This window comes from Maritimibacter sp. DP1N21-5 (genome assembly GCF_019218295.1).
Classification (GTDB): domain Bacteria; phylum Pseudomonadota; class Alphaproteobacteria; order Rhodobacterales; family Rhodobacteraceae; genus Maritimibacter.
Genome location: NZ_JAHUZF010000001.1, coordinates 103,014 through 117,357, shown reverse-complemented (window position 1 = coordinate 117,357; position 14,344 = coordinate 103,014). Strand labels below are relative to the sequence as shown.

Sequence of the window (14,344 nt, the reverse complement as noted above, 5' to 3'; positions counted from 1 at the left end):
CGGTGTCTCGTATATGCAAACCCTAAGTTACGTATTTTTTGGGAGGAGCGGATGACGGCAGGCTTCGGAGAGATATGCCAGCTGGGTTATGTCGTGCCCGATCTGGACGCGGCGGTGGACCATTGGGCGCGGGTGTTCGGGGTCGGGCCGTTCTTCGTGTCGTCGCGGGTGCCCTATGCCGAGGTACATTATCGCGGCGCGCCCTCGGATGCCGAGATCGCGGTCGCGCTGGCGAGCCATCGCGGGATGCAGGTGGAGATCATCCAGCAGGTGGCGGGCGGCCCGTCGATGTTCAGTGCTTTTGTCGATCGCACGGGCGGGGGGCTGCATCACGTCTGCGCGCTGACCGAGGATCTGGAGGGCGATGTGGCGGACTGGAAGGCGCGGGGGGTCGATGTCCTGATGGGTGGGACGACGACGGCTGGGATTCCCTTCGCCTATCTCGACACGGACCCGGCGGATCAGGGGCGGGTGCTGGAACTGGTGCAGCCCTCGCCCGGTCTGAAGCGGTTCTTCGACAAGATCGACGCGGCCGGGGCCGAATGGGACGGCGTCACGGCGCGGATCGACCTTGGGTAATCGCCAAATTGTATGCGTTGACCGCCATATCTGGATACAATAAACTCGCCTGAAACGAGGAGAGACGCATGCCCAAGATACACGCCACCGACCGGGATGGAACGAAACTCGAGATCGAGGGCGATCCCGGTCTGTCGCTCATGCTCAACCTGCGTGACAAGGGCGGGCTCGACATCGCGTCGATCTGCGGCGGCATGTGTTCCTGTGCGACCTGCCATGTCTATGTGGACGAGGGCTGGCTGGACAAGCTCGAACCGCAGTCGCCGGACGAGTTCGAGCTGGTGGAATTTTCCGAGCACTACAAGGAAAACTCGCGGCTGTCGTGCCAGATCGAGATGAGCGACGAGCTTGACGGGATTACAGTGACGCTGGCGCCGGAGGATTGAACGCCGGCGCCGTTACAGCGGCCTGAGGTCGTAGCGGCTGACGAGACCGTCGGTGAGCGCGAACCAGACCATGAAGGGCTTGGTGGTGCCGTCCGGTCCCGTCACGTTCCCCAGAAACGCACCGCGGTCGTTCTCGAACACCATGTCCTCGATGCCATGGGTGATCCGCGCCTCGCGAAGCTGGTCTACTCGCGCAGCGAGGAAATCCCGGACCGCCTGCCGGCCCTTGAAGCCCGAGGGTTCGGCCCGCGCGAAATCGTGATGGGCCCAGACCTGCGCGTGGCTCCAGTCGATGTCGGGGTGAAGCGCGGTCGCGGCACGCGCCATGTCGCCCGCGTCGATGCTGTCGTAGTAAATCGACTGGATCAGCCGGATGGCATCCTCGCGTGTGCTCATGCTTCCAGCATCTCCTTCAGTTTGAACTTCTGGATCTTGGAGGACGACATCGGCCATTCGGAGATGAAGCGCACGTCGCGCGGGACCTTGAAGCTGGCGATCTTGCCCTTGCAGAAGCCGATGATCTCGTCCGGGGTCGCGGATTTGCCGGGCTTCAATTCGACGAAGGCGACCGGCACTTCCTGAAGCCGGGCATCGGGACGGCCGACCACCTGACAGAGTTTCACGGCATCATGGCCGCAGACCAGCGTCTCGATCTCCTGCGCGGCGACGTTTTCGCCCCCGACCTTGAGCATGTCCTTCAGGCGACCGTGGAACATGAGCGTGCCGTCGGTGTCCATCGAGCCGAGGTCACCGGTGTGGAACCAGCCGTCCTTTTTGGCCTCGGCGGTCTTGACCGGGTCCTTGTAGTATTCGGTGAAGATCGAGAACCCGCGCACGCAGATCTCGCCGATCTCGTCCGTTCCGCATTCGGTGCCATCGGGCCGGGTGATGCGGACCTTGAGGCCGTCGAAAGGCTTGCCAAGGCGCCCGGTGCGGGCCTCGAAGCTGTCGGTGGGGAAACTCGTGGTCACGGTGCCGGAGGTTTCGGTCATGCCGTAGGTGCCGACCTGGATGATGTTCGGGATCTTGTCCTGAATGGCGCGGGCGAAGCTGGGCGGTTGCATGGCCATGTTGGAGTTCATGATCCGAATGGAGGAGAGGTCGCGTTTCTCGAAGTCCGGGTGATAGATCATGTCCGCGATGAAGGTGCCGAAGCTGGGGTAGGTGACGGTCGCCCGGTCGCGTTCGATCATCTCGAGCGCGACGCCCGCGTCGAAATACTGCATCGACAGATAGGTCGCTCCCACGCTCCAGGCGGCGCAGAGCGGGAACATGGCGCCGATGTGATACATGGGCAGGGGCGACCAGAAGACATCGGCCTCGGTCATGTCATAGCGTTTGGCCATCGCCTGTCCGGTGCGCACGAGGGCCTCGTGGCTGATGAGGCAGCCCTTGGGGTCCGAGGTCGTGCCGGAGGTGTAGAGGATGAGCGCGGTGTCGGAGACACGGACATGGGCGCGCAGGCTGAGGATGGTTTCGTCGAGGATAGTGTCGGCGGACTTGCCGAATGTGGCGGCATCGGTGAAGCCGGGGGCGTGATCGTCGGAGACGAGGATGACACGCTTGAGCCGGGGGGCCGCGGCGAGGGACAACTCGGCGTTCTGGGGGGCCTTCGCGAGATCGGGGAAGCTTTCCGTCAGCCGGTCGATGAAGTTCAGCCCTTCCGAGACCTTGCCCGAGGTCAGGATCGCGACGAGGTCGGCGTTCTCGGTGATGTAGGTGAGTTCGCGCGACCGGAAGCGGGCGTTGATCGGCACGGAAATCGCGCCGATCAGGGCGAGACCGAAGAAGGCCTCGACCGTTTCGCGCGAGGAGGGGAGGAGCATGCCGACGTGATCGCCGGGCTGCACGCCCATCGCGAGGAAGCCGCGCGCCATGCGAATCGCGCCGTCGCGCACCTCGGCAAAGCTCTGGCGGCCGTCGGGAAACACCATGCCGTCCTTGTCCGGCAGCGCGGCGGCCGTGTGCATGAGCAGATCGCCCACGGTGGTGACGGCGGTGAACTCCTGAAATGCGAGCATGTGCTTCTCCCTCTTGTGCCGCGCGGCGGATCTCTCCTCTGATCCGGCCGGGGCGCGTCGCTTGTGAATATGGAAAACATATCATCCGTATACAAGTGGAAACCTTATGCTGCGGTGCAGAGAAGGGCGGATCGGAGCGGTGACCGTTGAAAACAAGGTCAATGGCGCGCTGGGAGGCCATGACCCAGAAGGTGAAGAACACGCAAATCAGGTGTTGTGTATATTTATGAACCCACTTACCATACAAACACGAGGGGCGAGGATGGCCGTGGCTTCGCCTTGGAGGAGATACAAAGTATCCAAGCGGCGCGGATCAGGGAGGATTCCATGAAAATTCAGAAACTTGGCATGTCTGTCGCGGCCTTCGCCGCTGCCATGACGGCTTCTTCGATGGCGATGGCGGAAGAATACAAGGTCGTGATTCTTCAGTCTCTCACCGGGGGCGCGGCCTTCATCGGCAAGAACGTGGCCGACGGCGCAGCGATGGCCGCGGAAGAGCTCAACGCGAACGGGTTCTTCGGCGAAGGCAACTCGATGGCCTTCGAGGTCGCCGATGACGCGACCGACCGCACGCAGACGCTGTCGCTCATCACGCGGATGGCGGCGGACGAGGACGTGCTTCTGGTGATGGGCCCGACCTCGGGGTCGGTGGCGCTGGCCGGGGCGAGCGTGGCCAATGAGCGGGAGTTCCCGGTCATGACCACCACCAACTCGATGGAAGTGATCGAGAACGGCCCCTGGTCCTTCATCCTGACCCAGCCGGCTGACGTGACGATCCCCTATATCGCCGACTTCACTGCAAACGAGATGGGGGCGAAGAACTGCGCCATCATCGGCGTGAAGGACAACGAAGCCTATGTGGCCCTTCAGAAGAAATACGAAGAGATGATCCAGGAGCGCGGCGTCGGCATCGCCTCGGTCGATGGGGTCGCGCTGGCCGACAGCGACTTCTCCGCGCTCGCCACCAAGATCGCCACGGCGGATCAGGATTGCATCTTCATCGGCACGCCTGCCGCGCAGGGGGCCAACATCATCATCCAGCTCAAGCAGGCGGGCCTCGACCCGGAGACGCCGATCATCGGGCACAATGCCTTTGCCTCGCCGACCTTCATCGAAAAGGGCGGCGCAGCAGTTGAAGGTGTCTACCTGATGGGCGCCTGGGTGCCGGGCGGCGATGACGAGTTCTCGACCGCCTTCGCGGAAAATTTCGAAGCCAAGACCGGCGTTCCCGCAGACGAATGGCATGCGGTCGGCTACTCCGGGATGCAGGTCGTCGCCAATGCGATCAAGGACGCGGCGGAAGCCGGCACCCTGACCCGCGAAGGCGTGCGCGACGCGCTCGGGATGCAGAAGGACATTCCCGTGGTCATCGGCGAGCACACCTACAGCTTCGACGAAGAGCGCGTGCCGCATTTCGGGATGAAGGTGCTGACCGTGAAAGACGGCGCCTTCGCCTCGGCCACCGAGTAAGGCGGGCCGAAACCGACGATCCTCGGGGGCGGCGCTGTCGCCCCCGCCATGACATGGGCCAAAGGCGCGCCGAACGTGCCCGGCCCGACAACAGGGTGTCCGGATGCTTGCACAGCAGATACTCAACGGCCTTGTGACCGGATCGGTCTATGCGCTGTTTTCCTTGGGCTTCACGCTGATCTTCGGGGTTCAGAAGCTTCTGAACTTCGCCCATGGCGCGATCTTCATGGCCGGGGCGTTCATCGCCTATTACTGCACGATCAGCGGGCTTCCGTTCCTGCTGTCCATCGGCTTTGCGATGGTGGCGACGGGGTTGATCGCGATCCTGACGGATTTCATCGCCTTCCGCACATTGCGCAAGCGCGGCAATGCCGAGTTTCCGGCGCTGGTGAGCTCGATCGGGGTGGACCTGATCCTGATCTCCATCGCGCAGCAGGTGTCGAAGACGCAGGTGCTCAACTTCCCCTTCGGGACCTTCCCGATCAAGTTCTACGAGATCATGGGTCTGCGCATTTCGCTTCTGCAGATCGTCATTCTGGTCGTGGTGGCAGTTCTGGTCGCGGCGCTCATCTACTATCTCAAGAAGACAACCTTCGGGCGGCAGGTCCGGGCGGTCGCGACCAATGAACGCGCTGCGGCGCTTCTGGGGGTGAACGCGCAGAGCGTCTATCTCCAGACCTTCTTCATTGCCGGGGCGCTTGCGGGTCTGGCGGGGGTGCTGATCGGGCTTCTGTTCAACTCGATGCAGTTCCTCATGGGCGAGCCCTATATGCTGCGGGCCTTCGTGGTCGTGGTGATCGGCGGGCTCGGCAGCGTGCAGGGCGCCATCGTCGCCTCGCTCCTGCTCGGGGTGACGCAATCGCTCACGGTGGCCTACCTGCCATCGGGGCTGACCGATGCGATCATCTTCGCGCTCCTGTTCCTTGTCCTGCTCGTGCGGCCCAACGGGCTGTTCGGCGAGGTGAATGCCGTCGCAGGGGGGACGCGCCAGTGATCAATTTCTACTACGCCTATCAGCCGATCATCGACTTCTTCCTGTTGTCGGTCGGCTTCGGCTATTCGCAGCAGATCGCGCTACGGGCGGGGGTGTTTTCCATCGCGACCGCCGGGTTCGGGGCGCTCGGGGCCTATACGGTCGCGATCCTCGTCACGCGCTATGACGTGCCGATCTGGTCGACGGTTGTGCTTGGCATGGTGATCGCGGGGGCCGTCGGGTTCCTGCTGTCGCTGCCGCTCGCCCGCCTGCGCGGCGCGTTTCAGGCCATCGCGACGCTCGCCTTCGTGCAGATCGTGCTGTCGCTCCTGCTTTATGGCGAGGACTTCACCGGCGGCGCGCTTGGCGTCACGGGAATTCCGCGCGTCATGAACACCTGGACCCTGCTCGCGGTGGTCGTCGTCACCATGTATGTGATGTGGTCCATCGGGCGCACCGGGCTTGGCCGGATCTTTGACGCGCTGCGTCAGGAGGAAAGTGTGGCTTCGTCGCTGGGGGTGAACATCGGGCGCTACCATGCGCTGGCCTTCATCCTGTCGGGCGCGGTCGGCGGGCTTTTTGGCGGGCTTCAATCGCTTTACGTGTTCCAGATCGAGCCGCACAACTTCGGTTTCGCCTTCATGGTCAACGTCCTGACGGTCGTGATCCTTGGCGGGCGGACCACACTTCTCGGCCCGATCATGGGGGCAGCGATCATGGCGATCCTGCCGGAGCTGGCGCGGCCTTTGGCCGAGTATCGCCCGGCGGTGAACGGGATCATCCTGATCCTCGTCATCACCTTCCTGCCCAACGGCGTCGGGGACGAGATCGTGTTCTGGTTCCGCCGCCGCAAGACCGCGAAGAAGGCACAAGCCCTGACCGACAAGGAGGCCCGCGATGCCGTCACTTCATCTTGAGGCCGTGTCCAAGCATTTCGGTGGCCTGAAAGCCGTCGATGATGTCACGATGGTCGTCCCGAAGGGCGAGATCACGGGGCTGATCGGACCCAACGGCGCGGGCAAGTCCACCGTGGTCAACATGATCTCGGGCGTGCTCTCGCTCACCCATGGGGACATCCGGCTGGGGGAGAGGTCGATCTCGACCGACCGCGCCGATATCGTGGCGCGGCACGGGGTGAGCCGGACCTTCCAGAACATCCGTCTTCTGCCCGAGGCGAGCGTGCTGGAGAACGTGCTGATCGGTTTTCACCGGCGCGAGCAGGCGGGCGTGGTGGCGAGCCTTCTGGGGCTGCCACGGGCGCTTCGTGAGAACCGCGAGTTCCGGGAAAAGGCGCATGAGCTTCTCAAGCGCTTCCGGCTCGAGGAATATGCGGACCTTGAGGCGGGCAACCTCGCCTATGGCCACCAGCGCCGGGTCGAGATGGCCCGCGCGATTGCGAGCGAGCCGGACATCGTGCTGCTGGATGAACCCGTCGCGGGGATGAACGACGTGGAGAGCGAAGAGCTCGCCGTGATCTTTCGCGAACTGGCCGAAAGCGGCATGGGGCTTCTGCTCATCGAACATAACGTCGGTTTCGTCACGCGACTGTGCAAACAGGTCTATGTGCTCGACTCTGGCCGCATGATCGCGGCTGGTGATCCGCATACCGTCACCCGCGACCCCAAGGTCGTCGCGGCATACATCGGAACCAAGGGGCACTAGGGCATCATGGCGAACGAGAAACTGTCCATCACCGACCTTCATGTCTCCTACAAGGGCATCAAGGCGCTGCGCGGCGTGTCGCTGACGGTCGAAGAGGGCGAGATGGTCGCGCTGATCGGCTCGAACGGCGCGGGAAAATCCACGCTGCTCAACGCGCTGTCCAACGTGGTCAAACGCAAGTCCGGCGAGATTGTGTTCAACGGGGCCGAGACGCGGGGGCTCAATCCCCATGCCGTGGCGCGCCGGGGGCTTTTGCATGTGCCCGAGGGGCGTCAGATTCTGGGTGACATGAGCGTCTACGAGAACCTTCAGGTCGGGCAGATCGCCCTGGGCGGGCGGCAGACGCGCTATACGCTCGATCATGTCTACGAGCTGTTTCCCGTGCTGGAAGAGCGCCGGAACCAGATCGCGGGGACGCTGTCGGGCGGGCAGCAACAGATGCTGGCCATTGGACGGGCGCTGATGGGGGGGCCGGAGCTGCTTCTCCTCGACGAGCCGTCGCTGGGCCTGTCACCCCTGATCACCGATCAGGTCTTCGATGCCTTGAAGAAGCTCAACGCCGAGGGGCTGACCGTGCTTCTGGTCGAACAGAACGCGCATCGGGCGCTGGAGATCACGCGGCGGGCCTATGTGCTCGAACGTGGCGTGATTTCGCACGAGGGCACCTCGGCCGAGATTGCCGAGAACCCGTCGATCATCGAGAGCTATCTGGGCGCATGACCCGATTGACCCTGCATCAACTGTGCCTGCGCGACGTGGCTCCGGTGGACCTTCCGGGAATCGCGCGGGGGGCGGGAGTGGACAGCGTGTCGGTCTTCGTCGTCGCGCCGTCGCCGAAACTCGATATCTTCCCGAGGGTCGAGGCCGGGCAGGGCGCGCGGGATTTCGTGGCGGCCTGCGACGACCATGGCGTACGGGTGCACAACGTCGAGGTTTTCTCGGTCGGGCCGGAGACGGTGCCCGAGGATTTCCTCCCGGCGCTGGATCTGGGCGCCGAGCTCGGCGCGACGCGGCTCACGGCGCTGGTGCAGGATGCCGACCGGAGGCGGGCCGTGGCCAATATGTGCGGGCTTGCGGATCTGGCGGGCGAACGCGGCATCGCGGTGTCGGTCGAGTTCATGAAGTTCTCCGAATGCCGGTCGATCGGGGCAGGGGCCGAGTTCCTGCGCGAGGCGGGGCATGACAATCTGAGCCTGCTGGTCGATCCGCTTCATCTGTTTCGCACGGGCGGCAGTGTTGCCGACCTTGCGGGGACCAATCCGTCGCTCATCGGGGCGGCGCAGATCTGTGACGGGCCGCTCCGCGCGCCCGAAAGCCCCTTTGGCGAGGCGGTGGAGAACCGGGGCATTCCGGGCGAGGGCGAGTTTCCCCTGCCCGAGTTCCTTGCTGCCCTGCCTAAGGGCTGTCCGCTCGACATCGAGGTTCCGCTGAAGCGCTTTGCCGACACCGGGGTAAGCCCCGCCGACCGTGCCGCACGTCTTGTCCGCGCCACGCGCAAACTTCTCACCATATCCGCGACCGCCTGAGAGGAGATGACACGCATGCCCTATCGTCGCGCGTCCAATTTCCTTGTATACAGATGAACCTATAACGGGACACAAAATCATGCAGACCGCCTATATCGCCGCCTATACCCGCACACCCTTCACCTTTGCCCGCAAGGGGGCCTTGGCCGGCGTGCGGCCCGATCACCTTGGGGCTGCGGCCATACGCGGGCTTCTGGCAAGGACCGGCGTGCCGGGAGACGAGATCGAGGATGTCGTCTGGGGCTGCGCCTTTCCGGAAGGCGAGCAGGGGCTCAACATCGGGCGGATCACCGGGCTTCTTGCCGGGCTGCCCGAGGCGACGGCGGGTATGACCGTGAACCGCTGGTGCGGTTCGTCGGTGCAGGCGGTTCAGGTCGCCGCCGGGATGATCCTGATGGGCGCGGGCGAGGCCTTCGTCGCGGGCGGGGCCGAGAGCATGACGCGGGTCCCGATGATGGGCTTCAACATCGCACCGCCGCCGGAATGGCCGGCGGATCACGTGGCCGACTTCATCAACGTGGGCCTGACCGCCGAGCGGGTGGCCCGGCAATACGGCGTGGACCGTGAGACGCAGGAGGCCTTCGCGCTGGTCAGCCAGCAAAAGGCCGTGGCGGCGCAGGCCGAGGGGCGGCTGGCCGGGGAAATCACTCCGGTCGAAACGGCCGCCGGGGTGGTCGATACCGACGGCTGTCCGCGCGAGACCTCGCTCGACAAGCTGTCCACCCTGAAGCCTGCTTTCCTTGACGGGGGCAGCGTGACGGCGGGGACGTCCTCGCCGATGACCGACGGCGCGTCGGCGCTCCTGGTCTGTTCCGAGGCCTTCCTCAAGCGGCATGACCTGACCCCGCTCGCGCGGATCGCGGGCTTCGGCGTGTCGGGCTGTGCGCCGGGGATCATGGGGATGGGGCCGGTCGAAAGCTCGAAGAAGGCGATGAAACGGGCGGGGCTCACCATCAAGGACATCGACATCGTCGAGATGAACGAGGCCTTCGCCTCGCAGGCCGAGGCCTGTCGTCGGGAGCTCGAGATCGACCCCGCGACGCTCAACGTCGATGGTGGTGCCATCGCGCTTGGTCATCCCTTGGGCGGGACCGGTGGGCGGCTCGTCGGCAAGGCCGCGTCGCTCCTCAAGCGGGACGGCAAACGTTACGGGCTTGCCACCCAGTGCATCGGCGGCGGCATGGGTATCGCCATGGTTCTGGAGGCGGCGTGATGGACGGTCAGGTGTTCGGAGCCCAAGCGACCGGTGTGAAACGGGCCTGCGTGATCGGCGCGGGGTCCATGGGGGGCGGGATCGCGGCGCAATTCGCGAACGCGGGTATTCCCGTGGACCTGCTCGACATCCCCGATGCCGAGGGTGGATCGGGTCCGGCCGAAGGCGGGCTCGCCCGGCAGATCAAGGTGGGCGGCTTCATGTCGGCGGAGGCGGCGAGGCTGGTGCGCACCGGGAACACGGACGCGCATCTCGACCGGGTGGCCGAGGCCGACTGGATCGTGGAGGCGATCATCGAGGATCTGGGTGCCAAGCGCGACCTTTATGCCCGGCTCGATGCGCTGCGCAAACCGGGATCGACGGTGTCGTCCAATACCTCGACGCTGAAGCGTGCCGATCTGGTGGCGGGGCTGTCCGACGCCTTCGGGCGGGACTTCGTCATTTCGCATTTCTTCAACCCGCCGCGCCACATGCAGTTGCTCGAGATCGTCGCGGGTCCCGAGTCCGACCCCGAGAGCGTCGCGCGGGCGCATCGCGCGGGGCGGGCGATCCTTGGCAAGACCACGGTCGATTGCCGCGACACGCCCGGTTTCATCGCCAATCGCATCGGTTGCTACTGGATGGCCATGGCGGTGCTCGAGGCCGAGGCGCAGGGGCTGACCGTGGAAGAGGCCGACGCGGTCATTGCGTCTTTCGGGGTGCCCGCGACGGGGGTCTTCGGGCTACTGGACCTGATCGGGATCGACCTTATCCCGCTGGTCTGGGGCAGCCTGATCCGGTCGCTCCCGGCATCGGACGGGTTTCGGGCCTATGACCTTGCTGGCTCCCCGCTTGCGCAGGACATGGTCGCCAAGGGCCGGCTCGGCCGCAAGGCGGGTGGCGGGTTCTATCGGCGGACCGCAGAGGGCGCGCGGGAGGCGCTGGACCTCGCGTCCCGCGACTATCGTCCCGAGGCCCGACCCGAGCGGGTGCGCGATCTGAAGGCGCTGATCGAGGGCGGGGGCAAACTGGGCAATTACGCCTGGACGGTGCTCGCGCGGCTCGTGACCTATACCGCCGAGGTGGCCGACGAAATTGCCCATGACCTGCCGTCGATCGACACGGCGGTGGCGCTTGGCTACGGCTGGCGCGAGGGGCCCTTTGCGCAGGCCGACCGGATCGGGGCCGACTACATCGCGGCCCGTCTGGAGCGCGAAGGCGGGCCGGTTCCCGCCTTGGTCGCAGAGGCGGCGGCGCGGGGGCGGTTCATCGGGACGACGGCCGCGAAGCCCGCCCTGCCGGTGATCGCGGACAACGGCGCGGCGCGGCTCGAAGATGCCGGCGACGGGATCGGCATCTTCCGCATACTGACGAAGATGGGGGTGTTTTCACCCGAGGTCTTCGACGTGCTCGACCATGCCACCGAGCTTGCCGGGGGCCGGCTCAAGGCGCTGGTTCTGGCGCCGGGGTCGGCGCGGGCGTTTTCGGCGGGGGCCGACCTCGCCAGCTTCCTGACGCTCGCGGAAGATCCCCAGCGGCTTGAGGCCTTCCTCGCCCGTGGCCAGAGCGCCTTTGCCGCGCTGCGCCAGTCGCCGATGCCGGTCGTGGCGGCGGTGCACGGCCTTGCCTATGGCGGGGGATGCGAGATCACGCTCCATGCCGATCACGTCGTCGCCCATGCCGAGGCGCGTTTTGGCCTTCCGGAACCCAAGCTTGGCATCCTGCCGGGCTGGGGCGGATGCACGCGGATGTTCGAGCGGCTGTCCAACCCAGATACCGGCGCGGTGGGCCCTGCCGCCGTTGCCGGCCGGACGGTGGAGCTTCTGCTCCCCGGCCCCACCGCGACCTCGGCCGCCGAGGCGCAGGGGCTCCACCTGATCCGGCCCACGGACGATATCGTGATGCATCTGGACGATGTGGAACCGGTGGCGATGGAGCGGGCGCGGGCGATGATCGAGGGTTACGTTGCGCCGCCCGAGGCGTTTCTGTCGGTTCCTGGTCCGGCGGGGATGGCGGGGGCGCTTGCCGCGACCCGGGCGCATCACGCGGCGGGGCGGCTGGATGACGTTGCGCTCGCGGTTGCGACGGATCTGGCGACGGTGCTGACGGGGGGTCCGGAGGGCGACCCCGCCCGCCCCCTGCCGGAGGCCGAGATGCGGGATCTGGAACGCGCGGCGGTGCTGCGGATGGCCGCGCGCGAGACAACGCGGCAGACCATGCTGGCGACGCTCAAGCGCTGAGCGGGACCATAGGCAGGGCGTGGTGTTGGTCCCTAGACCATGCCCTCGACCGCCTCGCGCAGGATCTTGCCAGAGACGTTGCGCGGCAGGTCCTCGAGGCCGACGAAGACCACGCCTCGTGGGCGCTTGTAGCTTGCCAGTTCCGCAGCGCAGAGCGCGTTGACCTGATCCTCGGTCAGCGTCTCGTCCTGGCGGGCGATGACGGCCACTGGCACTTCGCCCCAGCGGTCGTCGGCCTTCTTCACCACGATGGCATCCGCGACGCGCGGGTCGGCGAGGAGAATGCGCTCGATCTCGGCGGGATAGATGTTCTCGCCGCCCGACTTGATCAGGTATTTCGACCGGCCCGCGAATTCGTAGCCGCGCGCCGTAAGGCGGAAGAGGTCCCCCATGTGGAACCAGCCGCCAGCGAATTCCTTGGCATTCACCTCGGGCGCGTTCCAGTAGCCGGAGAAGAGCGTCGGGCCCCGGACCCAAGCCTCGCCCGCCTCGCCCGGGGCGACGTCCTGCCCGTCTGGGCCGACGAGGCGCAGTTCGGTCAGAATCGAGAGCTGCTTGGCCAGGCTGTCATGCGCCTTTCCGACGGGGATCATGCCGCCCGAAAGGGGCGCCATCCCGGTTTCGGTCGCGCCGAAGGAGTTGACGAAGGGCGCATTCACCAAAGTCGTGATCTCGTTCACCACGGCGAGCGGCACGAGATCGGCCATGCAGCCGACGCCACGCACGCCTTTGATTTTCGGTCGTCTTTCTTTCATCCGGGCGATGAGCGGCTCGATGGTGGCGGGCACCAGCATGAGCCAGCCAATGGGGTGGGTCTCCAGCGCGTCGATGACGGCGTCGGGGTCGAAGCTGTCGACGATCACGTTGGGGCCGCCGCTCATCAGGGTCGACATGACATGCTCGGTGCCGCCGATGTGGAACATGGGCGCCCAGGAAATATAGCCATCACCGGGCAGGATCCCCATGTCGAGGCGCAGGGCGCTCATCCGGGCGATCTGGGCCCGGTGCGAGATGACCGCCGCCTTGGGCCGCCCGGTGGTGCCGGAGGTGTAGATGATGAAGAGCCCGTCCTCGGGTTCGGCGGCGCAGGGGGTCGCGCCGGATGCGCCGAGGCCGTTGATGGGGGCCACCGGGACATTGCCGGCCACCTCGGTCGCGAGCGCCATGTGACGCTCGGAAGCGATCACCAGCGCGGGGTCGATGAGCGCGACGCAATAGGCGAGATCGGCGGGCAGAAGGCGCCAGTTCTGGCAAGCGACGATGAGCCCCAGTTTGGCCCCGGCCAGTTGCACGAGCGTGTAGTCGATCCGGTTCTCTGAAATCACCGCGATCCGGTCGCCCCGGGTCAGACCGCGTGCGGTGAAATCGGCGGCGATCCGGTCGGCCGCCTCGACGGTCTGGGCGAAGGTCAGGCGACGACCGCCGCATTCCAGCGCGGGGGCATCGGGGGTGACGCGGGCGCGCATCGCGATGAGGGCGTAGACGGTGGTTCGGGAGGCTTCTTCAGCACTCATGACTTGTCCTTGGATCGGGTGAAGGTGGCAGTGACGACGGTGCCGCCGTCGGCGTCGCGGATCAGGCGGGTTTCGGTCTCGGTCGTGGTGTGGGACGTGACCTCGGCGGTCAGGTCGTCGCCTTCGAAGACGTTGCCGGAAAAGCGCGCGTCCACATGGGCAATATCCTCGCCCACCAGCGACATGAGACAGGCGAGGTTGGCGGGTCCCGGGTTCACGCGGCGTGGCCCGAAGCCCGCGGCTTGGGCGGCGTAGCGCGACAGGTGGATGGCGTTGTCGTCGGCGAGCATCTCGCACCAGACGGCCATGTCGGGGCCGGAGATATCCTTGAAACGGCGGGTCATGGGGTCCTCACGGGAAAGACGATGTGGAGCCGGGCACGGCTGACAGGGCGGTCGTCGTGGAGCATGATGGAGAGGTGCAGGTGATCGGCCTGGCCGAAGACCCGGCTGGGTTTGCGGGTGATCTCGTCCACGCGGGCCGCGACCCGGTAGGTCGTGCCGACACGCAGGCGATCGTCGTAGTCGAGCCGGCAACGGGCAAGGACGGGGCCTGCGTCGAAGTCGAGTCCGAGCGCGCGCGATAGCTCGGCGATGCGCAGGCCGAGCCCGCCCAAGGCGCCGACCAAGGCAAAGATCGGATGCGCGCCGTCGCCCGCGCGGGGACCGGCCCCGGCCATCTGGCGCAGGCGGTCGTCCATCTCGGCGGTCAGCGCGAACTGGCCTTCGGGTATCGTGAACTCCTCCATGGCGCATTTGTATACGGATATACCGCTTGTGAA

15 protein-coding genes are annotated in these 14,344 nt (G+C 65.9%); 10 read left to right on the top strand and 5 right to left on the bottom strand.

The features are described 5' to 3' along the window. Positions 1-51 precede the first annotated feature (51 nt). Complete coding sequence (locus KJP29_RS00560) at positions 52-579, top strand: VOC family protein (RefSeq protein ID WP_218461588.1); 528 nt, start codon at positions 52-54, stop codon at positions 577-579. A 68-nt stretch (positions 580-647) separates the two neighbouring features. Then, complete coding sequence (locus tag KJP29_RS00555) at positions 648-965, top strand: 2Fe-2S iron-sulfur cluster-binding protein (RefSeq protein ID WP_218461587.1); 318 nt, start codon at positions 648-650, stop codon at positions 963-965. Positions 966-977: 12 nt separating this feature from the next. Here KJP29_RS00555 and KJP29_RS00550 read toward each other — a convergent pair whose 3' ends face one another. Beyond that, complete coding sequence (locus KJP29_RS00550; protein WP_218461586.1) at positions 978-1,361, bottom strand: nuclear transport factor 2 family protein; 384 nt, start codon at positions 1,359-1,361, stop codon at positions 978-980. Continuing rightward, complete coding sequence (locus KJP29_RS00545; protein WP_218461585.1) at positions 1,358-2,986, bottom strand: class I adenylate-forming enzyme family protein; 1,629 nt, start codon at positions 2,984-2,986, stop codon at positions 1,358-1,360. The genes KJP29_RS00550 and KJP29_RS00545 overlap by 4 nt, the downstream gene beginning before the upstream one ends. A gap of 327 nt (positions 2,987-3,313) precedes the next feature. On the opposite strand from KJP29_RS00545, the gene KJP29_RS00540 reads away from it, so the two are divergent. From KJP29_RS00540 to KJP29_RS00505, 8 genes are all read left to right on the top strand, one after another. Then, entirely contained in the window at positions 3,314-4,456 is a 1,143-nt protein-coding gene (locus tag KJP29_RS00540; protein WP_218461584.1) for an ABC transporter substrate-binding protein, read from the top strand. A 103-nt stretch (positions 4,457-4,559) separates the two neighbouring features. Further along, positions 4,560-5,450: a branched-chain amino acid ABC transporter permease gene (locus tag KJP29_RS00535; RefSeq protein WP_218461583.1), complete on the top strand. Its 891-nt coding sequence runs from the start codon at positions 4,560-4,562 to the stop codon at positions 5,448-5,450. Continuing rightward, on the top strand, positions 5,447-6,346 hold the full coding sequence (locus KJP29_RS00530) for a branched-chain amino acid ABC transporter permease (protein WP_218461582.1): 900 nt from the start codon (positions 5,447-5,449) through the stop codon (positions 6,344-6,346). Before KJP29_RS00535 ends, KJP29_RS00530 begins: the two co-directional genes overlap by 4 nt. Further along, positions 6,327-7,091, top strand: a complete 765-nt coding sequence (locus tag KJP29_RS00525; RefSeq protein ID WP_218461581.1) for an ABC transporter ATP-binding protein — start codon at positions 6,327-6,329, stop codon at positions 7,089-7,091. Before KJP29_RS00530 ends, KJP29_RS00525 begins: the two co-directional genes overlap by 20 nt. A gap of 6 nt (positions 7,092-7,097) precedes the next feature. Continuing rightward, on the top strand, positions 7,098-7,811 hold the full coding sequence (locus KJP29_RS00520) for an ABC transporter ATP-binding protein (protein ID WP_218461580.1): 714 nt from the start codon (positions 7,098-7,100) through the stop codon (positions 7,809-7,811). After that, positions 7,808-8,617 carry a sugar phosphate isomerase/epimerase gene (locus KJP29_RS00515; RefSeq protein ID WP_218461579.1) on the top strand — a complete coding sequence of 270 codons (810 nt, stop codon included), beginning with the start codon at positions 7,808-7,810 and terminating at the stop codon, positions 8,615-8,617. The genes KJP29_RS00520 and KJP29_RS00515 overlap by 4 nt, the downstream gene beginning before the upstream one ends. Before the next feature lie 79 nt (positions 8,618-8,696). Further along, entirely contained in the window at positions 8,697-9,830 is a 1,134-nt protein-coding gene (locus KJP29_RS00510) for a thiolase family protein (RefSeq protein ID WP_218461578.1), read from the top strand. Next, on the top strand, positions 9,830-12,049 hold the full coding sequence (locus KJP29_RS00505; RefSeq protein WP_218461577.1) for a 3-hydroxyacyl-CoA dehydrogenase/enoyl-CoA hydratase family protein: 2,220 nt from the start codon (positions 9,830-9,832) through the stop codon (positions 12,047-12,049). Before KJP29_RS00510 ends, KJP29_RS00505 begins: the two co-directional genes overlap by 1 nt. A 32-nt stretch (positions 12,050-12,081) precedes the next feature. Here the strand turns inward: KJP29_RS00505 and KJP29_RS00500 are convergent, their stop codons facing one another. Genes KJP29_RS00500 through KJP29_RS00490 form a run of 3 tightly spaced genes read right to left on the bottom strand, consistent with a single transcriptional unit; the run spans position 12,082 to position 14,311 of the window. Then, the gene (locus KJP29_RS00500) at positions 12,082-13,563 is read right to left on the bottom strand and encodes a class I adenylate-forming enzyme family protein (protein ID WP_218461576.1); all 1,482 of its coding nucleotides are present in this window, start codon (positions 13,561-13,563) and stop codon (positions 12,082-12,084) included. After that, on the bottom strand, positions 13,560-13,907 hold the full coding sequence (locus KJP29_RS00495; RefSeq protein WP_218461575.1) for a MaoC family dehydratase: 348 nt from the start codon (positions 13,905-13,907) through the stop codon (positions 13,560-13,562). The genes KJP29_RS00500 and KJP29_RS00495 overlap by 4 nt, the downstream gene beginning before the upstream one ends. After that, positions 13,904-14,311, bottom strand: a complete 408-nt coding sequence (locus KJP29_RS00490) for a hypothetical protein (RefSeq protein ID WP_218461574.1) — start codon at positions 14,309-14,311, stop codon at positions 13,904-13,906. The genes KJP29_RS00495 and KJP29_RS00490 overlap by 4 nt, the downstream gene beginning before the upstream one ends. Positions 14,312-14,344 lie beyond the last annotated feature (33 nt).